This window comes from Gemmobacter lutimaris, assembly GCF_003570715.1.
In the GTDB taxonomy this organism is placed as follows: Bacteria; Pseudomonadota; Alphaproteobacteria; order Rhodobacterales; family Rhodobacteraceae; genus Gemmobacter; species Gemmobacter lutimaris.
On record NZ_QXXQ01000013.1, the window covers coordinates 93,909 to 116,430 of the forward strand.

A 22,522-nucleotide genomic window follows, 5' to 3' on the forward strand; every position below is an offset into this window, starting at 1 on the left:
AAGGCAGGGTTGTTACCGCTCTGCCTCGGCGATCAGCCCGCCAATCCAGCGTGCAGCGGCCAAGGTTGCAGGAAGGCCGAGTGGCAGGCTCCAGACCAACGCGGACACGGGGGCGATATTGGCAAAACCGACGGAATGCAGGATCAGCCCCAGAAGAAAAAGGTTGATCGCCACCGCCCCGGTGGCAAAGGGCCAGATCCACAGCCTGAGCCGCCACATCCGGCGCGGATCAATGGCTGGTGCCGTCTTCGAAAGTGATCTTGTTCCAGACATTGTATTTTCCTGAAGGCTTGCGCATCGGCAGGCGGGTGAGTTCCTTAAGGCTGTGGCTGTCATAGACGATTACTGCGCCCTCCTGTTCCCAGACCGAAACCAGCGCCTTGCTGCCGTCGCGGGTGAATTCGGTATGGGCCACCGTCTTGCCGGGTTCGGGCTTCAGCACCTTCACCACCCCCAGCGTCTGCTTGTCGATCAGATGCATCTCGCCCTTGTGCGGCCCGGTAAAGACATCGGCCCAGATCTGCGGTGCGCCATCGTGGCTGCGCAGGAAGAAGCCCGGCCCCGAGGTCTCGATCACCTTCAGCACATGCCAGTCCTGCATGTCGATCACGCTGATCCGCCCCTCGTTCAGGTGTGGCACCGCCATGACGCGGCGACCGTCGCGCATCCAGCTTATGCCGCTGCCCAGATGCGGCATGCCGGGCAGGGGCAGGGTGGCGATATCGCGCCCGACATCGAGGTTCACCACCACGCCGGTCTCGCCCTCGCGGTTGGCGCCGATCAGGTTGCGGTAATCGGGGTCGAAGAAAAAGTCGTCCAGCGGCGCCGAAACCGCGATGCGGCGCCTCGCGAACAAGCCGCGCTCGACGCCCATCGCCTCTTCCATACCGTTCTCGTTGGAATGGACCAGCCCCTCGGAATAGGGGCCGCCATCCTCGGACGTGGCGATCTCCCAGATCTCGGGCACATCTTTCAGTGCCAGCACGAAAGTCTTGCGGCGCGGCGCCTGATAGACGGCGGAAACCCGGCTGGGCCGCCCCTTGCGATCCGCCACCGCGATGACGCGGGCGACGCTCAGGTCATCGGTGGACAGGATCGTCAGTGTTGCAGGCAGGTAATTCGCCACCGCAAGCCATTTGCCGTCGGCACTCATGGCGATGTTGCGGCTGTTGAGACCCGCGCGCACCCGACCGACCTCGTGCAGTGACCAGATGTCGTATTTCTGCACCCAGCCATCGCGCGACATGACAAAGACATAGCGGCCGTCTGGGCTGAACTTTGGGCCGCCATGCACGGCGAAGGGGGTTTCGAACCGATCCAGCACCGCAAGGCTGTCGCCATCCAGCACCGAGATATGGCTGTCGCCGGTTTCCACCACCAGCGTGATGTTCATCGGATCGGCGGCGAACACCGGCGCGGACGCGGCCTGGTAATCGGCGGTCATCTCGCGCGTCGCGCCGATCGCCGCCGCATCCCAGACGGGCGGGGCCGCCAGCGGGGCCGAGACATAATCCGCCACCGCCGCGATCTCCTCGGGGCGCAGCGTATCGCGGAAAGCGGGCATCTGCGTCATGGCCCGCCCTTCGGCGATCACCGCCTGCAACCTGTCGCCCTGCAAACGGCCAAGGCTTTCCGGGATCAGCGCCGGCCCCTTGCCGCCCAGCCGCGTTTCGGCATGGCACGAGGCGCAAAGATCAGCATAGATCGCCGCCCCGTCCGGCCCCGCCAGCGCGGCTTCGGCGAGCCCCAGCAGAACCGCCGCTGCCCATTTACCTTGGCGAAAATATCCCCCCGCCGGAGGCGTCCTGTCCGCGCCACCGGGTGCGCGGTTACAGGAAACGATGCGCCGGATCATGGCTTTTCCCCCGGAATGGCGTGACGGTCAGCCGCTCGGCCGCATCCAGCCCGATTTCAGCGTTGCTCAGGTAACAGGCCGGATCTTCAGCCCAGGGGTCGCCGGTGATCTGAAGCGCGCGGATGCGGGTATTGCCGCCGCAGATCGTCTTGAAGGCGCAGGCGCCACAACGGCCCTTCAAGGGGCGCGGCCGCTGGCGCAGCGTCGCCAGCATCGGGTCGGTGCCGGTCCACAATTGGCTGAACGGCGTGTCCTTCACCGAACCCACGGTATAGTCGGACCAGTAGGTATCGGGGTGCACCTTGCCCTGCGGGTCGATATTGGCGACGCCCAGCCCACTGGAATTGCCACCCCAGGCCGCCAGATGCGCCTCGACCTGTGCGGCCTTGTCTGCATCGAAATTGCGCCGCACCCAGCGCAGGAAATAGACGGCATCAGCATCGTTGTTGCCGGTGACGATTTCCAGCGGCTGATCCTCGGCCACCGCGATCCATGCGCGATCCATCAGCTGATCCATCGCATGACGGGTGCGGCGGTGGGCGGTATCCTCTCCCCGGTTCTTGTCGCCCCGCCCGGCATAAACAAGGTGCGACAGATAGAACTTGTCCACCCCTTCGGCGTCGCAAAGGTCCATCATCGCGGACAGCATGGCGGCATTGTCCTCGGTGATGGTGAAGCGCAGCCCCACCTTCACGCCCCGCGCCTTGCAGGCTCGCACCCCGGCGAGGGCGGCATCAAAGGCGCCGTCCATGCCGCGGAACCAGTCGTTCATTGCGCCGATCCCGTCCAGCGAGATGCCGACATAATCGAAGGCCAGATCGGCGATACGGTCGATGTGTTCGGCCACCTTCGTGCCGTTGGTGGACAGCGACAGGTGACGGAACCCGAGTTCCTGCGCCCGCGTGGCAAGGTCGAAGAAATCGAACCGGCTCAGCGGCTCGCCGCCCGACAGGATCAGCGCGGGGATGCCGTAAGCATACAGGTCGTCCAGCACCGCCATGGCCTGTTCGTGGCTCAGTTCCCCCGGAAAGGGAACGTCGGCCGAGGTGGTATAGCAATGCCGGCAGCGCAGGTTGCAGGTGCGGGTCAGGTTCCAGATCACCACGGGCTTCACCGCACCCGCGCGTCGGCGCACCGGGGTGGGGGCCACCAGTTCGCGCATGTATTGGGTCAGACGGAACATGGCTCAGCCCCCTTCGGCAAGGCGCATCCCGGTCTTTTTCAGGATGCGGGTGGAATAGAGAATATCCTGCGCCCGGCAGGCCGGGCCGAGGAGGCGGGCAATCTGCCCGCGTTTCGTCTCGACCTCGGGGCGGCTGGTGCCGTGGATCATGGCGAACAGGTTATAGGGCCAGTCGGGCAGACTGCGCGGTCGCAGGTAGCAATGGCTGACGAAGGGCAGGGCGCCGACTTGGGCGCCAAGCCCGGCCGCACGGTCGTCGGCCACGTCCCAGACGCTCATGCCATTCGCCACCATGCCAAGCGCGTAATGGTTGGGCGCCAGCGCGATGCGGCGGATCACCCCCGCCGCCTGCATCCGGGCCATGCGGTCCATCACCTCGGCCTCGGTCAGGTCGAGCCAGCGGGCGATTTCCGCGAAGGGATGCGGCGTCAGCGGCAGGCCGCCGGCGGTGGCCTGAAGGATGCGGCGGTCGGTGGCGTCGATGTTCATGCCTCTACCCGGAAGCCGATGAAGAATTCCTGCACCTTGGGGAAAAGATGCACGGTCAGCCCGGTTTCCGCCTCGATGTCGGCGGCTGTGGACGCAATGCCCTCGGCCCTTTCGCAGGCCAGAACGAACCACATGTTCAGCCGGTGCTGGCGTTCATAATTATGCGCGACCTCGGCATGGGCATTGACCAAAGTCATGACCTCCTCGAAACGGTCCTCGGGCACCGCCATGGCGCAAAGGCAGAAGGCCCCGCCCATGGCGGCGGCATCAAGGAAGGGGCCAAAGCGGGTGATGGCGCCGATCTCGCGCAGGCGCGCGATACGGTCCAGCAGTGCCGCCTCGGTCAGGCCGGTTTCGCGGGCCAGTGCGGTGAAGGGGGCGGCGGTGATCTCGATCCCGTCCTGCAGGTGGTTGAGGAGTTTCCGGTCGGTGGCGTCCAGCGCCTCGGGGGGCAGTTGCCGCCGCATCACGCCGCCCTCCGCAACCGGGCGCCGGTCTGTTTGAAACAGCGGGTGGAGAATAGCACGCGATGGGCCATTCCCTGCAAGGCGGGCAGGCGGGTCGCGGCCTCCAGCACTGCCAGCGCCTCGGGCCTGCTGCGGGCGTGGATCATGGAATAAAGCCGCCAAGGCCAGAGGCCGGGCACCGTGCGGCGTTCATAGGCCAGCGTCACGCCGGGATGGGCGGCAAGGGCGTGGCCCGCAGCCTCAGCCTGTTCGGGCGGGGCGTCCCAGACCACCATGGCATTGGCGGTAAACCCCAGCGCACGATGGCGCACGATCACGCCCAGCCGGGTGATGATCCCGGCTGCCAGCAGCGCGGCGACACGGGTGATCACGGCGTCTTCATCGCGGCCAAGTGCCTCCGCCAGCGCGGCGAAGGGGCGCGGGGTCAGGGCCAGCCCCGCAGACAGTTCATGCAGCAGGGCGCTGTCGCCGGGATGCAGTTGATAGGGCAGGGGAGGGCGGTCCGAAGGCATGGCCCGCAAACCGCCTGTCAGCCGGAAGCCGAGGTCGATGTTGAAGGGCCGCACCAGCCGCAGGTCGAGCAGTTGCAGCCCTGATGCGCTGCGAAGCCTGTCCAGAAGCGCCGCAAGCTCCTCGCTGTCGGCGGCGGTGGCGACGAACCACAGGTTCCAGTCGGCCTCGCGCAAATAGGAATGGTTCACCCCCGGCTCGGTCCCTACAAGCGCGGCGATGTCCTCAATCCGGTCCTCCGGCACCGCCATGGCGGCAAGGGTCGAGGCCCCGGCGGTATTGGGGCGCACCGTGCCGCCGACCCGAGCCACCTGTCCGTTGGCCCGCAACCGGATCAGCCGGTCGATCACCGCACTTTCGGTCAGGCCAAGGGCCGCACCGATTGCGGCGAAGGGCTGCGGGCAAAGCGGCAGGTCGCGTTGAAATTCGTCCAGCAGACGCAGGTCAAGGGCGTTCATGGTCACAACCCCGGCCGATGCGCGCGCGCCGTGAAGAAGATGCCCGAGGGCGCCTTGGCCGCGATCTCTGCCAGCTTCTCGCGGGTGCGCGTGTCGTAGACCAACACCCTGTCGTCATCGCGTGCGCTGATCCAGACCTCGGCGCCGCGCGGGGCGAATTCCATGTGCAGCACCGCCTTGCCGGGGGTCAGCGTGGCGACGACCTTGTGGTCGCGGCTGTCGATCACCTGCACGGTATCGTTCAGGGGTGTTGCGAAGTTCACCCAGACATAGGGCGAGGCCGGTTGCGCGATGATGAACACCGGCTGGCCATGCACCGGGGTCGCGCCCCGGTCGGCATGGGTTTCGCTGTCCACCCACAAAACCTCGTGCCGCCCTACGGCGGGCAGGGCGAACTGGCCTTCCGTGAAGGCCCAGCCTTGCAGATGCGGCATTTTGTAGACCGGCATGTCTTCGCCCGTCTTGCCGTAATCGGTCAGAAACTTCTGCGGTGGGGTTTCGGGCGACCACAGGTCATAGGACATGACGCCCTTTTCACCGAAGAGGCCCACCAGATAGGTATGGGCATCCGCCGTCAGCACGGCATCGAAGGGGTTGACCCCGGCGATGCCCAGCGAGGTCACCACCGGCGCAGCGCCCGAGAAATCGCCCGTAAACACCTCGCCGGTATCCCAGACCGCCCAGGCAAAGCGGCGGCCGGGCAGATCGACAAGGCCGATGGTCTTGCCCTCCGCCGGGATGTCGGCCACCGGCGCCAGCGTCCCGGCATCGAAAACCTTCACCCCGCCGGGTTCGTAATTCGACACCGCGACCAGCCTGCCGTCATCGGAAATCGCGCCGCCGATGGAATTGCCCGCCTGCATGGTCCGAGCCACCACCTTGCGGTCGATCAGGTCTACCTTGCTCAGCCCGCCGTCACGGCCGAATACATAGGCGAAGCGTTCGTCGGGGCTGTAGGTCAGCGAGGCATGCGAGAGGTCGCCCAAGCCCTCGATCCGCGTCAACGCCGCGCGGTCGGACCGATCCACCAGCAGCAGGCTGCCGCTGGCGCGTTCGACCACAAGGCCAAGGTCGCCGGTCGCCTGCGCCAGCGCGGGCAGCGGCAGAAGGGTCAGCAGGGCAAGGGCAAGCGCGCGTTTCATCTTTGGTCCTTCGTGGTCAGGTAATCGGCGATCCAGCGCGCCTCTTCCTCGGTCAGAAGCGGGCGCCAGGGCGGCATGGCGGTGCCCGGCACACCGTCGAGGATGATGGTGGCCAGCGTGGCGGGGTCGGCGCCAGCCAGAGCCTCGGTGGTCAGCGGGCGGCCAAGCCCGCCCCGCAGCGTCAGCCCATGGCATGAGCCGCAATCCTGTGTGACGATATGTTCCAGCCGCGCCGCCTGTTCGGGCGCGATCTCGGCCAGTGCCATGCCGGGCAGGATCGCAAGGAAAAGCGCAAGCTTAGGCATGGGCCACCTGAAGCGCCGCGTCGGGCAGGGGCGCGTAAAGCGAGACGACGCGGCCGATGATGAACAGCAGCGGCACCCCCGGCTCGGCATCCGCGACGGCGGTTGCGATGTCGGCAAGGGTGGACAGCACCCGCCGTTCACGCGGCGTGGTCGCTGCGGCGACGGCCAGAACCGGCAGATCGGCGGGCAGGCCGTGGTCCAGCAGCCGGGTCGAAATCTCGGCCATGGCGGCGGCGCCCATATAGACCACCAGCGTGGTCTCGGCATGGGCGAGCGAGCGCCAGTCCAGATCCAGCGCCGCGTCCTTCGCGCGGTGTCCGGTGACATAGCGCACGCCGGTGGCAAGCCCCCGGTGGGTCAGCGGCACGCCGGTCGCGGCGGCGGCCCCTTGTGCCGAGGTGATGCCGGGGACATGGGTGCAGGGCAGGCCTGCGGCGCGGATCGCCGTCGCCTCCTCGCTGCCGCGCCCGAAGATCAGCGGATCGCCGCCTTTCAGCCGCACCACACACAGCCCCTGCGCCGCCAGAGCGACCAGCAGCGCGTTGATGTCTTCTTGCGGCAGCAGATGATGTTTCGGCAGCTTGCCCACGTCGATGCGTCGCGTCGCGGGGGGCACCAGCGCCATGATCTCGGGGCTGACCAGACGGTCATGGACCACCACATCGGCCAGTTGGATCAACCGCAGCGCGCGCAGGGTCAGAAGCTCGGGGTCGCCCGGGCCGGCGCCGACCAGATGCACGATACCGCCGGATTGCGAGGGGGCGAGGTCTTTCATGGCTGTCGGTCCCGACTGGCTGGTTGAAAAAGGGGGCGGGCACAAAGGATGTGCCCGCCGGGATGCCGCGCGCCCCTGAGGCCGCGCGGCGGGGAAGCGCGATCAGTAGATGTCCTTCTGGGTGTTCAGCACATTGAACTTGCCCGTGGGGGTGATCAGACGCGGATCCTTGATGACCTGCTTCAACTCCAGCGTCGTGTCATCAACCACGACAATGGCGCTTTCCTTGTCCTTGGCGTTCCAGACGCTGAACCAGACCTCGGTGCCTTCCTTGTTGAATTCGGGCTGCACCACGCGGGGCTGTCCATCCGCGATCCCGGCCCATTCGCCGATCGGCAGGGTGGTGAACTCGGGGTCCACATCCGGATCGCCGCCCATGGCGGTGATGTCGAACACCGCGACATTGGCCGACACTTCGGCATCGGGATTCAGCGGTGCATCGACATAAAGATGCGTGCTGTTCGGATGGGTCTTGATGAACAGCGAGCCGCCACCCAGACCAAAGAAGTTGTCCACGATCTTCCACGCCTGATCGGGGTGGCCCTCCGGGTCGGTGCCGATCAGCGCCACGCTTTCGTCGCCCAGATGCGAGGTCGCCCAGACCGGCCCATAGACCGGGTGGGTGAAGTTCGCGCCCCGGCCCGGATGCGGGGTCTGGCCGCCGGTTTCGATCAGCGCGGTCAGCTTGTCTTCCTTGGTGTCCACCACCGCGATCTTGCCGCGCTGGTTGGCCGCCACGAGGAAATAGCGATGCGTGCTGTCGAAGCCGCCATCGTGCAGGAAGCGTTCGGCTTCGATCTCCACCGTCTTGAGGTTCTTCAGGTCGGTGTAATCGACGAACAGGATCTTGCCCGTCTCTTTCACGTTCACGATGAATTCCGGCTTGTAATGGCTGGCCAGAATGGAGGCGACGCGGGGTTCGGGGTGATAGACCTGCTCGTCATAGATATTGCCACGGGTGGAGACGATCTTAAGCGGCTCCAGCGTTTCGCCATCCATGATCACATATTGCGGCGGCCAGTAGGCGCCGGCGATGGCCAGCTTGTCTTCCCAGCCCTCGAACTTTGAGGTCTCGACCGACCGCGCTTCGATGCCGATCTTGATCTGCGCAACCGAGGCCGGTTCCTTCATCCACAGGTCGATCATATTGACCAGACCGTCGCGGCCGATCACGAACAGATAGCGCCCCGAGGCCGAGATACGGCTGATATGCACCGCATAGCCGGTGTCGATGACGGCACGAATGTCATAGGTGCCGCCGTCAATCAGCGCGATCTGCCCCGCATCCCGCAGGGTCACCGACATCAGGTTCTCGATGTCGATGTCGTTTTCCTTTTGCTTCGGCCGGTCCTCGGGCTTCACCAGCACCTGCCAGCTCGCCTTCATGTCGGGCATGCCCCATTCCGGCGGCGAGGGCGGTTCCAGCAACAGGTAACGCGCCATCAGATCGACCTGCGCCTCGCTCAGCTCGCCCGAGGTGCCCCAGTTCGGCATCCCGGCGGGCGAGCCATAGGTGATGAAGCTGTGCAGGTAGTCATAGCCATTGGCGCGGGTGATGTCGGTGGTCAGCGGCTTGCCCGTCGCGCCCTTGCGGAGCACACCGTGGCAACCGGCGCAGCGTTCGAAATAGATCTGCGTCGCCTGCTGAAACTCCTCTTGTGACATGACCGGATCGTCAGGCTTGCGGCCCGGAATCTCGACCTGCAACTGGCCGAGGGTGGTCATCGAGGGTTCATAGGCGGCAGCGGGGCCGTCTGCGTGCTCTTTTGGCTTGTCCTGCGCAAGGGCAGGCGCAGCTATCAGCCCGAGGGCGAGGGCGGCGCTGGTCCACAGGATCGTCCTGGCTCGGGTGGCTCGGCGGGTCATGGGAATCTCTCCGTTCAGCTGGTGAGGCTGCGTGCACATTCCCGTGATCGCGCTGTGATGGCTTTGACTTTGGTTAAGGCCGCGACGTTCCCGCGCAGGCAGGGTGCGAGGCGGAAAGACGACGAGCCGAAGGGCGCCGCCATGCGACAGATCCTGATAGCGCTACTCTGGCTGCTGGGTGCGGGCATCGCCCTTGCGCAAGAAGGACCGACACCCGAAGAGGCGGCGGCGCTGACCGGCGTGCCGGGCCCGGTAACGCTGCGCCGGATCGACGATGGCGTGCCGGGCTGGGAGGTCCGCGCCGGGGGCGATCTGGTCGGGCATATCGGCTCCACATGGGAAATTGCCGGTTCGGTGGGGTATTCCGGGCGGCCGCTGGATGTGCTGGTCGCCGTATCGCCCAAAGGGGTGATCCTCGGCGCGCGGCTGATCCGGCATGACGAGCCGGTGCTGACATTGGGCATTTCGGATGCCGATATTGCCGCCTATGTCAGCGGCTTCGCCGGGCTGGACCTTGCGGCGCCCAAACCACCGCAGGCGCCCGACGTCATCAGCCGCGCTACCGTCTCGACCGGGGTCATCCGCGACGGCATCCTGCGCAGCGCGCGCACGCTGGCGGTGGGGCGGGGCGTCATCGCGGGTGGCGCCATCGACCGGCTGAGTTTCGCGCCCGCCGGGTGGGAGCAGTTGCTGGCGAGCGGCGCGATCAGCGAAACACGCATCGGCATGACCGAGGCGGCGACGGCGCTGGCGGGCGCCAAAGTGCCGGTCACGCCCGGTCCCGGCGATTTCCTGCATCTCTGGGCCGGGGTGATCGACCCGCCCGCCATCGGCCAGAACCTGCTGGGCCAACAGGAATTCACCCGTGCTCTTGGCGCGCTGGGGCCGGGCGAGGCGGCGCTTCTGGTCATGTCCGCAGGGCTGCAATCGCATCGCGGCATCGACTGGAAACGCTCGGGCCGGTTCGACCGGCTGACCGTGGTTCAGGGGGAAACCCGCTGGCAGCCCGGCGCGGACGGCTATCGCCTGATCAAGCGGCTGGCGTTGAAGGACGCCCCCGCGATGAAGGAGATCAGCCTGTTCGCCCTGCCCGCCGCCATCGACCCGACGCAGCCCTTCACGCTGGAGGTCCGCGCCAGCCGCCCCACCGCGACGGGGGACGAGGTGGCGCTGATCGCCCGCCTGCCGGTGGCGCTCCCGGCCGCTTTCATCCTGCAAGCGCCGACGCCCGAACCGCTCTGGCGCAGCATCTGGCAGGCCAAGCGTGTGCAGGCGGGCGTCGTGCTCCTGATGCTGCTGGTGCTGACGGTGATCCTGTTCGCGCAGGAATGGATCACTCGGCGCCCGAAGCTGTGGCGGGCCGGGCGCATCGGCTTTCTGGGCGCCAGTTTCCTCGTGCTGGGCATGGGGCTGAACGGCCAGCTTTCCGTCGTGCAGGTGGTCGCCTTCATCCATTCCCTGCTGACCGGCTTCCGGTGGGAGACCTTCCTGATCGAGCCGGTCATTTTCATTCTCTGGTCCTTCGCGGCGCTGGGGATGCTGTTCTGGGGACGCGGGGTCTATTGCGGCTGGCTTTGCCCCTTCGGCGCCTTGCAAGAGCTGACCAATACGCTGGCGCAGCGGCTGGGCTTGCAGCAGATCGCGGTGCCGCAGGCGCTGCACGAACGGCTCTGGGTCATCAAATACACGCTGTTCGTCGCCATCCTCGCGCTGTCCTTCTATTCCATGCATGACGCGCTGCTGCTGGCCGAGGCCGAGCCGTTCAAGACCGCCATTTCCCTGCGCTTCCTGCGGGCCTGGCCGTTCCTGCTGTTCGTGGCCGCGATCCTTGGGGCGGGGCTGTTCATCGAACGGTTCTATTGCCGCTATCTGTGCCCCTTGGGTGCGGGGCTGGCGATCCCGGCCAAGCTGAAGATCTTCGACTGGCTGAAGCGCCGCCCGCAATGCGGCCGCGAATGCCGGATGTGCGAGACGAAATGCACCGTCGGCGCCATCGACACCATCGGCCGCATCAACCCCAATGAATGTGTCCTGTGCCTGCGCTGTCAGGTCATCATGAATGACGGCACGCAATGCCCGGTGCTGAAGCGCCGCGCCCGTGCCTCGGAAGGAGCCACGCCATGAGTGCTGTGAAACGCCTGTTCTCTGAAGGCTTCCGGGTCTTTTTCCTGTCGGCCGGGCTGTTTGCCGTGCTGGCCATGGTGCTTTGGACCGGCTGGCTGGCCTTTCAGGCCGCGGGCGGGTTGGCCGATCTGCCGGTCACCATGGCGCCGCAGCACTGGCATGCGCATGAGATGATCTTTGGCTATGGCGGCGCGGCGCTGGCCGGGTTCTTCCTGACAGCCGTGCCCAACTGGACTGGCGGGAAGGCGGCGCCACATCGCTTTATCGCGCTTGCGGCGGGGCTGTGGCTGGCGGGGCGGCTGGCGCTGTGGTTCTCTGGCGCCTTGCCGCTGCCGGTTGTGGCGGTGGCGGATCTGGCCTTCGCGCCGCTGCTTGCTGTTCAGTTGCTGATGCAGCTTCTGCGCCGCCCGCGCGGACCACAACTGCTGTTCGTGGCGATGCTGGCGTTGTTCTGGCTGTCGAACCTGCTGGTGCATCTGGACTGGCTGGGCCTGACAGCCAGCGCGGGGCAGGGGTTGCGCGGCGGGCTGCTGGTGCTGGCCGGGATGATCGTCGTCATGGGCGGGCGGTTGACACCGGGCTTTACCCGCAACGCCATGGTCGCCAGCGGGCGTGAGGATCGGCTGCCCGTCAACCCGCGTCCGCTGGCGGCGGGTTCGGTCACTGCGGCCATCGCGGTGCCGGTGGCATGTCTGGCCGGTCTGCCCGAGACGCTCACCGGCGCGGTGGCGCTGCTGGCCGGGGCGTTGGCCCTGTGCCGGGTCGCGTTGTGGCGGGGGGGCTGGACCTGGCGACGGCCAATCCTCTGGACGCTGCATCTGTCCTATGCGCTGAACGCGCTTGGCCTTGTGCTGCTGGGGCTGGCAGGTCTGGGCTTCGGGTCCGAGATCGCGGCGCTGCATGTGCTGGCTATCGGCGGTGTCGGCGGCATGACACTGGCCGTCATGTCGCGCGCGAGCCTTGGGCACAGCGGGCGCGCCCTTGTCGCGCCGCGCGGCGTGGTGCTGGCCTATGCGCTGCTGCCGTTCGCCGCTGCGCTGCGCTGGATCGGTTCGGCCGTTCCGCAGGTCTATGAACCGGCGGTGCTGGCCTCCGGCGTGCTGTGGGTCATGGCCTTCACCCTGTATCTGGCGGAGCTCTGGCTGGTCTGGTGGCAACCGCGCCTGCCACGCGCCCCGGTCGGAGCGCCGCGATGAACCGCCGCCGGTTCCTGAGCCTCAGCGCCGCCGCGCTGGTCGCCCCCCATGCCGCGCAGGCCGCTACATGGGAAGGTCGCGCCTTCGGCGCCGCCGTGAGCATGCGGCTGGAGGCGGCAGACCCGGCTCGTGCCAGTCTGACCTTCGCCCGCCTGACGGCCGAGATCGACCGGATCGAGCAGGTCTTCAGCCTGCACCGCGACTCCGCGCTGACCCGGCTGAACCGCGATGGCCGTCTGGCAGGGCCGCCGCCCGCGCTGCTGGAGGTTCTGGCACTGGCGCGGCAGGTGCATGCCGCGACGGGTGGCGCCTTCGATCCCACGGTGCAGCCGTTGTGGCAGGCTCTGGCGACAGGCGGCGACCAACAGGCTGCCCGCGCTGCCATCGGGCTGGGTCGCGTGCAGATTGACGCGCGTGAAATCCGGCTGGCCCCCGGTCAGGCGCTGACACTGAACGGCATCGCGCAGGGTTGGGCCGCCGACCGCATTGCGGCGCTGTTGCGGGCCGAAGGCTATGGCCATGCGCTGATCGACATGGGTGAAATTGCCATCACCGGCCCACGCGCCGACCGCACCCCTTGGCGCGTGACCATTGCAGGGCCGGAAGGGCAGGCGCTGCGCGAATTTGCGCTGCGCAGTGGCGCCATGGCCACCTCGTCGCCGCGCGGCACGCTGATCGGGGCGGGGCAGCCGCATATCGTCGGACCCCGCGCGTCGCTCAGGCCGCGTTGGCAGACCGTCAGTGTCACTGCCGCGCGCGCGGCGCTTGCCGATGCGCTGTCCACCGCCTTCTGCCTGATGGACCGCGCCGCCATCACCCGCGCTCTGGCCGCCTTCCCAGATACAGAAATCGTGCTTCTGGCGTGAATGTCACATCGCCGGGTTGACTTTGGTTAAGGCCAGACTCGGGCGGCTTCTTCACAGAAGGGTGACTGCAACCGCTCAGGGAAGGACACCTCGCCATGCGCGAAGTCATGACCAAGAGCATGGCCCGCAATATCTTTTACGGCGGGTCACTGTTCTTCATCCTCATCTTCGTGGGTCTGACGGCCCATTCGCACTTCTACATAACCAAGACCTCGACCGACAAGGCAACGCTGACCGAAAGCGTCGCGCAGGGCAAACTGCTTTGGGAAAAGCATGCCTGCATCAACTGCCACACCCTTCTGGGCGAAGGCGCCTATTTCGCCCCGGAACTGGCCAATGTGATGACGCGCTGGGGCGTCGAGCCGGGTGACCATGAAGGCGCCTTCACCGCGCTGAAAGGCTGGATGGATGCCATGCCGACCGGGATCGAGGGCCGCCGCCAGATGCCCAACTTCGGGCTGACCGACGATGAATACCGCCAGATCGCCGACTTCCTGCTGTGGACCAATACGATCCGCGCGCAGGACTGGCCGCCGAATGATGCGGGCTGAGGAGAGACTGCCATGAAATACCAAACGCAAAAGATCGCGCTGGCCTATTTCGTTGTCGCCATGGCGCTGTTCGCCGTGCAGGTGACCATGGGGCTGGTGCTGGGCTGGATCTACATCTCGCCCAATTTCCTGTCAGAAATCCTGCCCTTCAACGTGGGCCGGATGCTGCACACCAACAGCCTGATCGTCTGGCTGCTGCTGGGCTTCTTCGGTGCCGCCTATTACCTGATCCCGGAAGAGGCGGAACGCGAGATCCACTCGCCCAAGCTCGCCTGGCTGCAACTGGCGATCTTCGTCATCGGGACGGCGGGGGTGGTTGTCACCTATCTGTTCAACCTGTTTGACGGCAACTGGCTGCTGGGCAACGAGGGGCGCGAGTTCATCGAACAGCCGCGCTGGGTGAAGGTGGGCATCGTCGTCGCGGCGCTGATCTTCCTTTACAACATCTCGATGACGGTGCTGGCCGGACGCAAGACCGCGATCACCAATATCCTGCTTCTGGGGCTGTGGGGGCTGGCGCTGCTGTTCCTGTTCGCCTTCGTGAACCCCGATAACCTCGCGCTCGACAAGATGTACTGGTGGTACATCGTCCATCTGTGGGTCGAAGGCACCTGGGAACTGGTGATGGCCTCGATCCTCGCCTTCCTCATGCTGAAGCTGACGGGGGTGGACCGCGAGGTCGTCGAGAAATGGCTTTATGTCATTGCGGCACTGGCGCTGTTTTCCGGCATCCTTGGCACCGGACACCACTATTACTGGATCGGGACGCCGGGTTACTGGCAGTGGATCGGTTCGATCTTCTCCAGCTTCGAGGTGGCGCCGTTCTTCGCCATGATGTCCTTCGCCTTCGTCATGGTCTGGAAGGGCCGCCGCGACCATCCGAACAAGGCCGCCCTGCTGTGGAGCCTTGGTTGCGCCACGCTCGCCTTCTTCGGGGCCGGGGTCTGGGGCTTCCTGCACACGCTGCACGGGGTGAACTATTACAGCCACGGCACGCAGATCACCGCCGCACACGGCCACCTGGCCTTCTACGGTGCCTATGTCTGCCTCAATCTGGCGATCATCACCTATGCGTTGCCGCATCTGCTGGGCCGTGACCCGTATAACCAGGTGCTGAACATGGTCAGCTTCTGGCTGATGTCGGGCGGCGTGGTGTTCATGACCTTCACGCTGACTTTCGCGGGCACGATCCAGACGCACCTGCAACGGGTGAACGGCGAAGGCTACATGGATGTGCAGGACCAGCTCTGGCTGTTCTACGCCATGCGCTTCGGCTCGGGTGTCGCGGTGGTGCTGGGCGCGGTGCTGTTCATCTATGCCGTGCTCGTGCCCCGGCGCGAGATCATCGAACGCGGCGCAAGCCAGCCGGCGGAGTGATGCAGATGGATGGATCCCATATCACGGAAGGGGCGGCGAACGCCCCTTTCTACCGGCCTCAAGGCGCGGAATGCGAGATCTTCGCCGCCGCCGCCGCGCGGCGCCTGCCGGTCCTGCTGAAAGGGCCGACGGGCTGCGGCAAGACCCGGTTTGTCGCCGCCATGGCGCACCAGCTTGGCCGCCCGCTTTTTACGGTAGCCTGCCATGACGATCTGTCTGCCTCGGACCTGATCGGGCGCTGGCTGCTGAAGGGCGGCGAGACGGTCTGGGTGGACGGGCCGCTGACCCGCGCGGTACGCGAGGGTGCGATCTGCTATCTCGATGAGGTGGTGGAGGCGCGCAAAGACGTGACGGTGGTGCTGCACCCGCTGACCGATGATCGCCGCATCCTGCCGATCGACCGCACCGGCGAAGAGCTGGAGGCGCATCCCGACTTCCTGCTGGTCGCCAGCTACAACCCCGGCTACCAGAATATCCTCAAGACGCTGAAACCCTCGACCCGGCAACGGTTCGTCGCGCTGGAATTTGGCTTCCCGCGACCGGAACACGAAATCCCGGTGGTCGCCCGTGAAAGCGGCCTGCCCGAGGATCGGGTGGCGCCGCTGGTGCGGCTGGCGGGCAAGCTGCGCGCCATGAAGGGGCAGGATCTGGAGGAAGGGGTTTCCACCCGGCTGGTGATCTATTGCGCCTCGCTGATCGCCGGCGGCATGGCAACCGAGGCCGCGATCCGCGCGGCGATGATTGAACCGCTGACCGATGACCCGGATGTGAAGGCCGGGCTCCGCGATCTCGTGACGGCCGTATTCGGGTGAGGCAGGCCATGTCACGGATCGAGTTCGAGCCATGGGAACCCGAAGAAACCGTCGGGAAACTGTGGCACGCCTTTGCCAGCCGACTGGACGCTGATCCCGTCCACGATGGAGCCCGTGTCCCGCTGTCACAGGTGGGCAGGCGGCTGGCAGTCCTGTTTCGCGGTCTTGGCGGGGATGGCGCCGTCGAGATCAAGCCGGTGGCGGCGGAAACCAGCGCGCACCGGCTGAGCCTGCTACGAAGGCTGGGCACATGGCGCGACGAAATTCCCCGCGCCAGTTTTGACGGCGCCACGTTGCGCTTGCCCGAGTCGCTTGCCATCTTTCCGGCGGCCGAGGCCAATGCAGCGCTTTACCTGTGGCTCGCGGCGGCGGCGGTGGCGCTGCAAGACCGCGCGCCGCAGGTCGAGGTTGACCCGCTGCTGGCCGATCTGGCGGCGCTGGATCTGGCGCAGCGGATGACGGAAACCGCGCTGGCCAATGCGCCGGGCTTCCGCCCGCTGCACCGCGATCTGTGCGCCGCCGTGCTGGCGCTGCGCCGCACGCCCGCCCTGCCGCCCGCCGAGGCGGCGGTGGAGGCGCGCATCCGCGCGGCGCTTGGTGCGACGCTTGATCTGCCGCCGCTGCCCGCGTGCGCCCCGCGCGGCTATCGCCCGTTCCGGCCGGTGCCGCTCTGGCCCGATCTGCGGGCGCTGTCGCGGTCCGAGGCCACTGCTGTCGAAACTCGCGCGACCGAAGGCACCCCGGAACAGACCGAGGAAAAGACCACCCGCCGCGCCCGCCGCCGCAAGGCCGATCAGGCGGATCGCAAGGACAGTTTCATCCTCCACAAGTTCGAGGCGATCCTGTCGATGACCGAATTCCTCAACCTCAACCGCCGGATCGAGGACGACGACGAGGACACCGCCGGCAAGGCCGCCGACGATCAGGAAGAGATCGGTCTGGCCCAGATTTCCAAAGCCCCGGCCACGCGGCTGAAACTGCATCTCGACCTTGCGCCCGAGGATGTGGACCGCGAGGCGCTGTCGGGCGTTACCACCTATCCCGAATGGGATGTGCGCGGCGGGGTCTATCTGCCCGCGCATATCCGGGTGTTGCAGTCACGGGCCGAGGAAAGCCCGGCAATACCTGCATTTCGGGACGATCCGCGCGCCGCCGCCCGTATCCGCGCCGTCCGCCGCCAGTTCGAGGCCCTGCGTCCCGGCTTCGTCTCGACCGCTGGCCACCCGGAAGGCGATGTGCTTGACACCGAACGGGCGGTGCGCGCGCGGGTCGATTTTCTGGCAACCGGCGAAGGGACAGACCGGGTCTGGCGCCAGACAAGGGCCGAACGCCGCGATCTGGCCGTGTCGATCCTGCTGGACGTCTCGCGCAGCACCGAAAGCGCGCTGCCGGGGCACGGCCATGACGGGCGCAGCGTCATCGACATCGAACGCGAGGCGCTGGCGGCACTGGCCTGGGGCCTCGATGCCTGCGGCGACCGTTTCGCCATCCACGCCTTTTCCTCGCTCCGCCGCCAGCGGGTCTTCGTGCAGGAGGTGAAAGGTTTCACCGAACCCATGTCGGCCAGCACCGAACAGCGGATCGCCGGGCTGCGGCCCGGCCATTACACCCGGCTGGGTGCGGCCATCCGCCATGTCTCGGCCGGGTTGACGCGCGAGGCGCGCAAGCGGCGGCTTCTCTTGGTGCTGACCGATGGCAAGCCCAACGACTTGGACCATTACGAGGGTCGTCACGGTATCGAGGACAGCCGCAAAGCGGTGCAGGAGGCCCGCCGCGCCGGACATGCGGTGTTCGGCATCACGGTGGACCGCGACGGCAAGGACTGGTTTCCGCGCATCTTCGGCGCAGGGGCCTATGAGGTGATCGCCGATCCCGAAAAGCTGACCCGTGCGCTGCCCGCGATCTATCGGCAACTGGTGACGGCATGACCACGCCGCAGGCATCCGTGCTGGACGATCTGCCCGGCGATCTGATGATGTGGGTGCTGATCCTGTCGGAACTCGCGGTGTTCGGCGCCGGGCTGATGGGGTTTCTTGCGGTGCGGCTGACCGATCCGCCGGGCTTTGCCGAGGCGCAGGCGCATCTGCATAGCACCGGGGCCGGGATCAACACGCTGGTTCTGGTGACCTCCGGCTGGCTGGCTGCGCTGGCGCTGGAGGCGGCGCGGGCAGGGCGGCGTGCCCGGTTGCGGGCGCTGCTGGCCGGGGCCGCGCTGCTGGGTGGCGTGTTCCTGTTTCTGAAGGCGCAGGAATATGCCGATCTCTGGGCCGCCGGTCTGACCTTTGAAAGCCATGCGTTCTACACCTTCCACATGCTGCTGACCGGCTTTCACGCGGCGCATGTGCTGGCAGGGATCCTGCTGCTGGGTCTGGTTGGCTGGCTGGCCACCCCCCGCGCCGTCGAGGCGGGGGCGGCCTTCTGGCATATGGTCGATCTGGTCTGGGTGCTGCTGTTTCCGGTGGTTTACCTGATATGAGCGTCACCCGAGCCTGGGCCTGGCTGATCGCCCTCACCGCCACCTCCACCGCCGTTGCCGCGATCGGCCTTTCCGGGCGCTGGCTGGCACTGGTGGTGCTTGCGCTTGCCTGGGCCAAGGCGGAACTGATCCTGAACCGCTATCTGCATCTTGCGCAGGCCCCGAACATCGCGCGGGGATTCGCACTGGGGCTTGCGCTGTTCATGCTGGCCCTGACCAGCCTCGCGGTTGCGATTCCCTGACGGGATCAGCGCGCCCAGGCCATTGCGGGGTCTTCCTCGGTATAGTTGCGCAGCGTTTCCAGATCCTCGATCCGGGCAATATTCTGCCGGATGGTGACGCCCTGTTCCTTCAGCCGCGCAAAGGCTCGGCTCAGGCTTTCCGGTTTCATCCCAAGCCGCCCGGCGATCAGCACCTTGTCATAGGGCAGCGTCACCTCGCAGGCGCCAGCCGGGCAGGGCGCAAGCTCCAGCAGGAATTCTGCCACCCGCTGCGCGCCGGTCCGGGCCTTGAGCTGTTCGACCTGCGCCACAAGGCTGTGCAGATGGGTAAAGGTCGCCGACAGGATCGAGATAGCGACTTCCGGGTTGTTACGGATCTGGCGCAGAAAGCTGTCGGCCTCAATGCGGATCAGCGTGCAGTCGGTGACCGCCTCAGCCGCGACCGGATAGGTGTCGCTGCGAAAGGCCACCGCCTCGCCGAAGGATTCGCCATTGGTGAACACGCCCACCACCGCCTCGGCGCCATTTGGCGCGATGCGGTAAAGCTTGATCCAGCCTTCGGCCACAATATAGATCGCGCTGGCGCGTTCGCCTTGCAGGAAGATCGTGCCGCCGCGCGGGAACTGGCGTATCCGTGCTTCCTCCAGCACCGATTGCACGACAGGTTCGGGCGCCGAGGCGAGCAGGATCGAGGCTTTGGCAAGCGCGACATGTTCGGATTTCATGGGGTATCCTTCGGCAGGGCGGGCCGCTCCGCCCGCTGTGCCGGACCTTACCGGCTTCGCCCGCGCGAAACCACCCGCCGCAGGCCTAAAACGAACACTTGCCGCAGGAAAGACGATCAGGCACCACCTGACCAATTTCCTGAAAGATTCAGATGCCGAACTGTGTCGAGGCCGTGCCGGAGCACCGCGGCAGGAGCTTTCTCCGCGCGCGATGCACTATTCGATGGCAGAGACCAGCGCGGGGATCTGCCGCTCGAAGAAATCCGAGAAGGTCGCGATCCGGGGCGGCAGCTTCTGGTAGGGCGGATAGAACAGGGTGAGCCACAGTTGCGGCGGCTGCCAGTCCGGCAGGATCGGCACCAGCCGTCCAGTCCGCAACTGTTCGGCCACGATGAAGACCGGCAACAGCGCCACCCCGGCCCCATCGGCGGCCAGATGCGCCAGAACCTCGCCGTTATTGGCGCTGACTGCCCGTCCGGCAGACAGGGTGACGCTGACGCCGCCATTGGCCAGCACCCAGCTTTCCCGGCGGCTTTCGCCGCTGTAGCCCAAGCAGGCATCGGCGGGCAGGTCATTCGGATGCCGGGCCGCGACCCAGGGACTGCCCGGCGCTGCCACCAGCAGGCGGCGGATTTCGCAGATCTTGCGCCAGATGGTGAACTTGTCCGAGGGCGGTCCGGAAATGCGGATCGCCAGGTCATAATTTTCCTCCACCATGTCCAGAAGCTGATCGTTCAGTGCGATCTCGACGTCAATCCGGGGATAGAGGTCGCGAAAGCCACACAGGATCTGCGGCAGCACCCGCTGGCCAAGCGACATCGGCGCATTGATCCGCAACCGGCCCTCGTCAGCCTTGCGGGCGTTGCGCAGATCGGCGCGCGCTTCGTCCAGCGCCCGGATTGCCGGGGCGATGCGCGCGGCAAAGACCGCGCCATCCGTGGTGAGCGAGACCTGCCGGGTGGTCCGCACGAAAAGCTGGGCGCCTACCTGATCCTCCAGCGCCGCGATGGTGCGGGTGACCGAGGCCGGTGTGGTGTCCATCTCGCGTGCAACCTGGGCGAAGCTGCGCTTTTCGGTGGCCAGCAGGAAGGTGCGAAGCGCCTTGAGGTCGTTCATGCTGATTATTACGTCCAGTGTAATGCTATCGCAAGTTTTGCGGCAATTCTATGAAACTATCAGGCGGGTTATCTAGAGGGCAATCCAGTCGTGTCGCGGCAAGACCGCAGAAAGGCAGAAACCATGCTGAATCAGATCAAGGGCCTGCATCACGTCACCTCGATGGCGGCGGATGCCCGGCAGAACAACCACTTCTTTACCGGGACTCTGGGCCTGCGCCGGGTGAAGAAGACCGTGAACTTCGACGAACCCAGCGTCTATCACCTGTATTATGGCGACGAGGCGGGCACTCCCGGCACGGTGATGACCTATTTCCCCTTCCCGCAGATCATGCGGGGCCGCCCCGGCGTGGGCGAGGTGGGGGAAACCCGGTTCTCGGTGCCGAAGGGGGCGCTTGGGTTCTGGAAAGACCATTTCGCTGCTGCCGGTGTTGCCGGTCTGGAAGAGGGTTCGGCCTTCGGTGCGGGTTGGCTCCGGTTCCGGGGGCCGGATGGCGATGGCTTCTCGCTGGTCGAGACGGAGGGCGACAGCCGCGCCGCCTGGACGGGTGGCGGCATTTCTGAAGCAGCGGGGATCCGTGGCTTCTCGGGGGCCAGCCTGCGACTGAATGATACTGCTGCCACGGCCGAGCTTCTGGGCTTCATGGGCTATGAAAAAGCGGGGGTGGAGGGCAATGTCACCCGCTTCATCCTGCCCGGTGGCAATGGCGCCGATACCATCGACCTTGAGGCCCTGTCGGGCACGCCGTTTGCCCGGCAAGGTGCCGGATCGGTGCATCACATCGCTTTCGCGGTGCCGGACCGGGCCGCGCAGCTTGAGGTGCGCAAGGCGCTGATGGATACCGGCTATCAGGTTACGCCGGTGATCGACCGCGATTATTTCTGGGCGATCTACTTCCGCACGCCCGGCGGGGTGTTGTTTGAAATCGCGACCAATGAGCCCGGTTTTGACCGCGATGAAGATGCCGCGCATCTGGGCGAGGCGCTGAAACTGCCGAGCCGCTACGAACAGTATCGCGACCGCATCGAGGCGCATCTTGAGCCGCTGGAGGCATGACGCCCCACCGCCCCGGCCATCATGGCCGGGGCCGCTTTCCGCCGAGGAGTCCTGATATGAGCTATCACAGTTTCCGTGCCGCTGCCGGGGCGGACCAGCCGGTTGTCCTTGCGCTGCACGGCACCGGGGGAGATGAGTTCCAGTTTGTCGAGCTGATCCGGCAAATGATGCCGGGGGCGGGGATCGTCGCGCCGCGCGGCGACGTGTCGGAATATGGCGCCAACCGCTTTTTCCGGCGCACGGGCGAAGGGGTCTATGACATGGCCGATCTCGCCCATCGCACCGATGCCCTGCTGGCCTTCGTGACCGAGGTGCGGGCCGAGGCGCCATCGCGCCCGCTTCTGGCCTTCGGCTATTCCAACGGGGCGAATATCCTTGCCGCCATGCTGTTCCGCCAGCCGGGCCTGTTCGACCGGGCGGCGTTGCTGCATCCGCTGATCCCCTGGAGACCTGCACCGCAGCCCGGTTTGCAGGGGCTGCCGATCCTTGTCACCGCCGGTCGCAGCGATCCGATCTGTCCGCTGCCGCAATCGCTTGCCCTGATTGACTGGTTCAAGGCGCAGGATGCAGCGGTTGAAAGCCTGATCGAACCCGGCGGGCATGAGATCCGGCCGCCGGAGCTTGCTGCCCTGCGTCGGTTTCTGACCGTGGCACCGGCGGCCTGAGCCGCCGGTCTGTCTGTCGGGTCATTGCGGCAGGCAGATGGCCGCTGCGAGGATCACGAGGAACAGCAGCACCGTCTCGGCCAGAAGCATCAGCGCGGCGGTGATGCCGACCGACATCAGACCACGCAGATCGGTGCGCAGGCCGACGGCGCCAATTGCCATCAGCAGGCAGGCGCGCACCACCGGCTCCAGCAGGTCGCGCAAGGCCATGGGAACGAGGCCGAAAGAATTGGCCCCGGCGAGCAGCAGAAAGCCCAGCACGAAGCCCGGCACCAGCGGCGGCCGTG

Annotated in this window: 24 protein-coding genes; 11 read left to right on the forward strand and 13 right to left on the reverse strand. The window is 66.4% G+C overall.

Annotation, left to right across the window (positions count from 1 at the left end; genetic code table 11):
• Positions 1–12 precede the first annotated feature (12 nt).
• The 10 genes from D2N39_RS18115 to D2N39_RS18160 all read right to left on the reverse strand — a co-directional run bounded on the left by D2N39_RS18115 (position 13) and on the right by D2N39_RS18160 (position 9,050).
• Positions 13–273, reverse strand: coding sequence for a hypothetical protein (locus D2N39_RS18115; RefSeq protein ID WP_119136186.1), 261 nt, complete (start codon positions 271–273; stop codon positions 13–15).
• Positions 230–1,855, reverse strand: coding sequence for a nitrite reductase (locus tag D2N39_RS18120; protein WP_119136187.1), 1,626 nt, complete (start codon positions 1,853–1,855; stop codon positions 230–232). The genes D2N39_RS18115 and D2N39_RS18120 overlap by 44 nt, the downstream gene beginning before the upstream one ends.
• Positions 1,830–3,038 (reverse strand): heme d1 biosynthesis radical SAM protein NirJ, encoded by a 1,209-nt coding sequence (gene nirJ / locus D2N39_RS18125; RefSeq protein WP_119136188.1) that lies wholly within the window; start codon positions 3,036–3,038, stop codon positions 1,830–1,832. Before nirJ ends, D2N39_RS18120 begins: the two co-directional genes overlap by 26 nt.
• Before the next feature lie 3 nt (positions 3,039–3,041).
• Positions 3,042–3,527: a siroheme decarboxylase subunit beta gene (ahbB, locus tag D2N39_RS18130; protein WP_119136189.1), complete on the reverse strand. Its 486-nt coding sequence runs from the start codon at positions 3,525–3,527 to the stop codon at positions 3,042–3,044.
• Entirely contained in the window at positions 3,524–3,994 is a 471-nt protein-coding gene (locus D2N39_RS18135) for an Lrp/AsnC family transcriptional regulator (RefSeq protein ID WP_119136190.1), read from the reverse strand. The genes ahbB (D2N39_RS18130) and D2N39_RS18135 overlap by 4 nt, the downstream gene beginning before the upstream one ends.
• Positions 3,994–4,962, reverse strand: coding sequence for a siroheme decarboxylase subunit beta (ahbB, locus tag D2N39_RS18140; protein ID WP_119136191.1), 969 nt, complete (start codon positions 4,960–4,962; stop codon positions 3,994–3,996). Before ahbB (D2N39_RS18140) ends, D2N39_RS18135 begins: the two co-directional genes overlap by 1 nt.
• Positions 4,963–4,964: 2 nt before the next feature.
• Positions 4,965–6,104, reverse strand: coding sequence for a cytochrome D1 domain-containing protein (locus D2N39_RS18145; protein WP_119136192.1), 1,140 nt, complete (start codon positions 6,102–6,104; stop codon positions 4,965–4,967).
• Positions 6,101–6,409: a c-type cytochrome gene (locus D2N39_RS18150; protein ID WP_119136193.1), complete on the reverse strand. Its 309-nt coding sequence runs from the start codon at positions 6,407–6,409 to the stop codon at positions 6,101–6,103. Before D2N39_RS18150 ends, D2N39_RS18145 begins: the two co-directional genes overlap by 4 nt.
• Entirely contained in the window at positions 6,402–7,184 is a 783-nt protein-coding gene (gene cobA / locus D2N39_RS18155; RefSeq protein WP_119136194.1) for a uroporphyrinogen-III C-methyltransferase, read from the reverse strand. Before cobA ends, D2N39_RS18150 begins: the two co-directional genes overlap by 8 nt.
• 102 nt (positions 7,185–7,286) lie before the next feature.
• Positions 7,287–9,050, reverse strand: coding sequence for a nitrite reductase (locus D2N39_RS18160; protein ID WP_119136195.1), 1,764 nt, complete (start codon positions 9,048–9,050; stop codon positions 7,287–7,289).
• A 141-nt stretch (positions 9,051–9,191) separates the two neighbouring features.
• On the opposite strand from D2N39_RS18160, the gene D2N39_RS18165 reads away from it, so the two are divergent.
• From D2N39_RS18165 to D2N39_RS18205, 9 genes are all read left to right on the forward strand, one after another.
• On the forward strand, positions 9,192–11,174 hold the full coding sequence (locus D2N39_RS18165) for a NosR/NirI family protein (protein WP_119136196.1): 1,983 nt from the start codon (positions 9,192–9,194) through the stop codon (positions 11,172–11,174).
• On the forward strand, positions 11,171–12,370 hold the full coding sequence (locus tag D2N39_RS18170) for an NnrS family protein (protein ID WP_119136197.1): 1,200 nt from the start codon (positions 11,171–11,173) through the stop codon (positions 12,368–12,370). The genes D2N39_RS18165 and D2N39_RS18170 overlap by 4 nt, the downstream gene beginning before the upstream one ends.
• Positions 12,367–13,236: an FAD:protein FMN transferase gene (locus D2N39_RS18175; RefSeq protein ID WP_119136209.1), complete on the forward strand. Its 870-nt coding sequence runs from the start codon at positions 12,367–12,369 to the stop codon at positions 13,234–13,236. The genes D2N39_RS18170 and D2N39_RS18175 overlap by 4 nt, the downstream gene beginning before the upstream one ends.
• Positions 13,237–13,331: 95 nt before the next feature.
• Positions 13,332–13,787, forward strand: a complete 456-nt coding sequence (locus D2N39_RS18180) for a c-type cytochrome (protein WP_119136198.1) — start codon at positions 13,332–13,334, stop codon at positions 13,785–13,787.
• Positions 13,788–13,799: 12 nt separating this feature from the next.
• Positions 13,800–15,164: a cbb3-type cytochrome c oxidase subunit I gene (locus D2N39_RS18185; protein WP_108129644.1), complete on the forward strand. Its 1,365-nt coding sequence runs from the start codon at positions 13,800–13,802 to the stop codon at positions 15,162–15,164.
• A 5-nt stretch (positions 15,165–15,169) separates the two neighbouring features.
• A complete protein-coding gene (locus tag D2N39_RS18190) occupies positions 15,170–15,976 on the forward strand; it encodes a CbbQ/NirQ/NorQ/GpvN family protein (RefSeq protein WP_119136210.1) in 807 nt (268 codons plus the stop codon).
• Between the two features lie 8 nt (positions 15,977–15,984).
• Positions 15,985–17,904 carry a nitric oxide reductase activation protein NorD gene (locus D2N39_RS18195; protein ID WP_119136199.1) on the forward strand — a complete coding sequence of 640 codons (1,920 nt, stop codon included), beginning with the start codon at positions 15,985–15,987 and terminating at the stop codon, positions 17,902–17,904.
• Complete coding sequence (locus tag D2N39_RS18200; protein WP_233557255.1) at positions 17,901–18,452, forward strand: cytochrome c oxidase subunit 3; 552 nt, start codon at positions 17,901–17,903, stop codon at positions 18,450–18,452. Before D2N39_RS18195 ends, D2N39_RS18200 begins: the two co-directional genes overlap by 4 nt.
• A complete protein-coding gene (locus D2N39_RS18205; protein ID WP_119136200.1) occupies positions 18,449–18,694 on the forward strand; it encodes a cytochrome C oxidase subunit IV family protein in 246 nt (81 codons plus the stop codon). The genes D2N39_RS18200 and D2N39_RS18205 overlap by 4 nt, the downstream gene beginning before the upstream one ends.
• A gap of 5 nt (positions 18,695–18,699) precedes the next feature.
• Here the strand turns inward: D2N39_RS18205 and D2N39_RS18210 are convergent, their stop codons facing one another.
• Together D2N39_RS18210 and D2N39_RS18215 are read right to left on the reverse strand one after the other, a co-directional pair.
• Positions 18,700–19,398 (reverse strand): Crp/Fnr family transcriptional regulator, encoded by a 699-nt coding sequence (locus tag D2N39_RS18210; protein ID WP_054300895.1) that lies wholly within the window; start codon positions 19,396–19,398, stop codon positions 18,700–18,702.
• 216 nt (positions 19,399–19,614) lie between these two features.
• Positions 19,615–20,514 (reverse strand): LysR family transcriptional regulator, encoded by a 900-nt coding sequence (locus D2N39_RS18215; RefSeq protein WP_119136201.1) that lies wholly within the window; start codon positions 20,512–20,514, stop codon positions 19,615–19,617.
• A gap of 123 nt (positions 20,515–20,637) precedes the next feature.
• Here D2N39_RS18215 and D2N39_RS18220 point away from each other — a divergent pair, with 123 nt between their 5' ends.
• Positions 20,638–21,570 carry a VOC family protein gene (locus D2N39_RS18220; RefSeq protein WP_119136202.1) on the forward strand — a complete coding sequence of 311 codons (933 nt, stop codon included), beginning with the start codon at positions 20,638–20,640 and terminating at the stop codon, positions 21,568–21,570.
• Positions 21,571–21,626: 56 nt separating this feature from the next.
• The gene (locus D2N39_RS18225) at positions 21,627–22,235 is read left to right on the forward strand and encodes an alpha/beta hydrolase (RefSeq protein ID WP_119136203.1); all 609 of its coding nucleotides are present in this window, start codon (positions 21,627–21,629) and stop codon (positions 22,233–22,235) included.
• Positions 22,236–22,256: 21 nt separating this feature from the next.
• Here D2N39_RS18225 and D2N39_RS18230 read toward each other — a convergent pair.
• The coding region (locus D2N39_RS18230) for a putative sulfate exporter family transporter (RefSeq protein ID WP_119136204.1) at positions 22,257–22,522 on the reverse strand (266 nt) is incomplete at its 5' end.

Bases quoted from the DNA above. Each gene is read 5' to 3' on its own strand.
- D2N39_RS18115 (WP_119136186.1), bottom strand. From the start codon at position 273: ATGTCTGGAACAAGATCACTTTCGAAGACGGCACCAGCCATTGATCCG.
- D2N39_RS18120 (WP_119136187.1), bottom strand. From the start codon at position 1,855: ATGATCCGGCGCATCGTTTCCTGTAACCGCGCACCCGGTGGCGCGGAC.
- nirJ (WP_119136188.1), bottom strand. From the start codon at position 3,038: ATGTTCCGTCTGACCCAATACATGCGCGAACTGGTGGCCCCCACCCCG.
- ahbB (WP_119136189.1), bottom strand. From the start codon at position 3,527: ATGAACATCGACGCCACCGACCGCCGCATCCTTCAGGCCACCGCCGGC.
- D2N39_RS18135 (WP_119136190.1), bottom strand. From the start codon at position 3,994: ATGCGGCGGCAACTGCCCCCCGAGGCGCTGGACGCCACCGACCGGAAA.
- ahbB (WP_119136191.1), bottom strand. From the start codon at position 4,962: ATGAACGCCCTTGACCTGCGTCTGCTGGACGAATTTCAACGCGACCTG.
- D2N39_RS18145 (WP_119136192.1), bottom strand. From the start codon at position 6,104: ATGAAACGCGCGCTTGCCCTTGCCCTGCTGACCCTTCTGCCGCTGCCC.
- D2N39_RS18150 (WP_119136193.1), bottom strand. From the start codon at position 6,409: ATGCCTAAGCTTGCGCTTTTCCTTGCGATCCTGCCCGGCATGGCACTG.
- cobA (WP_119136194.1), bottom strand. From the start codon at position 7,184: ATGAAAGACCTCGCCCCCTCGCAATCCGGCGGTATCGTGCATCTGGTC.
- D2N39_RS18160 (WP_119136195.1), bottom strand. From the start codon at position 9,050: ATGACCCGCCGAGCCACCCGAGCCAGGACGATCCTGTGGACCAGCGCC.
- D2N39_RS18165 (WP_119136196.1), top strand. From the start codon at position 9,192: ATGCGACAGATCCTGATAGCGCTACTCTGGCTGCTGGGTGCGGGCATC.
- D2N39_RS18170 (WP_119136197.1), top strand. From the start codon at position 11,171: ATGAGTGCTGTGAAACGCCTGTTCTCTGAAGGCTTCCGGGTCTTTTTC.
- D2N39_RS18175 (WP_119136209.1), top strand. From the start codon at position 12,367: ATGAACCGCCGCCGGTTCCTGAGCCTCAGCGCCGCCGCGCTGGTCGCC.
- D2N39_RS18180 (WP_119136198.1), top strand. From the start codon at position 13,332: ATGCGCGAAGTCATGACCAAGAGCATGGCCCGCAATATCTTTTACGGC.
- D2N39_RS18185 (WP_108129644.1), top strand. From the start codon at position 13,800: ATGAAATACCAAACGCAAAAGATCGCGCTGGCCTATTTCGTTGTCGCC.
- D2N39_RS18190 (WP_119136210.1), top strand. From the start codon at position 15,170: ATGGATGGATCCCATATCACGGAAGGGGCGGCGAACGCCCCTTTCTAC.
- D2N39_RS18195 (WP_119136199.1), top strand. From the start codon at position 15,985: ATGTCACGGATCGAGTTCGAGCCATGGGAACCCGAAGAAACCGTCGGG.
- D2N39_RS18200 (WP_233557255.1), top strand. From the start codon at position 17,901: ATGACCACGCCGCAGGCATCCGTGCTGGACGATCTGCCCGGCGATCTG.
- D2N39_RS18205 (WP_119136200.1), top strand. From the start codon at position 18,449: ATGAGCGTCACCCGAGCCTGGGCCTGGCTGATCGCCCTCACCGCCACC.
- D2N39_RS18210 (WP_054300895.1), bottom strand. From the start codon at position 19,398: ATGAAATCCGAACATGTCGCGCTTGCCAAAGCCTCGATCCTGCTCGCC.
- D2N39_RS18215 (WP_119136201.1), bottom strand. From the start codon at position 20,514: ATGAACGACCTCAAGGCGCTTCGCACCTTCCTGCTGGCCACCGAAAAG.
- D2N39_RS18220 (WP_119136202.1), top strand. From the start codon at position 20,638: ATGCTGAATCAGATCAAGGGCCTGCATCACGTCACCTCGATGGCGGCG.
- D2N39_RS18225 (WP_119136203.1), top strand. From the start codon at position 21,627: ATGAGCTATCACAGTTTCCGTGCCGCTGCCGGGGCGGACCAGCCGGTT.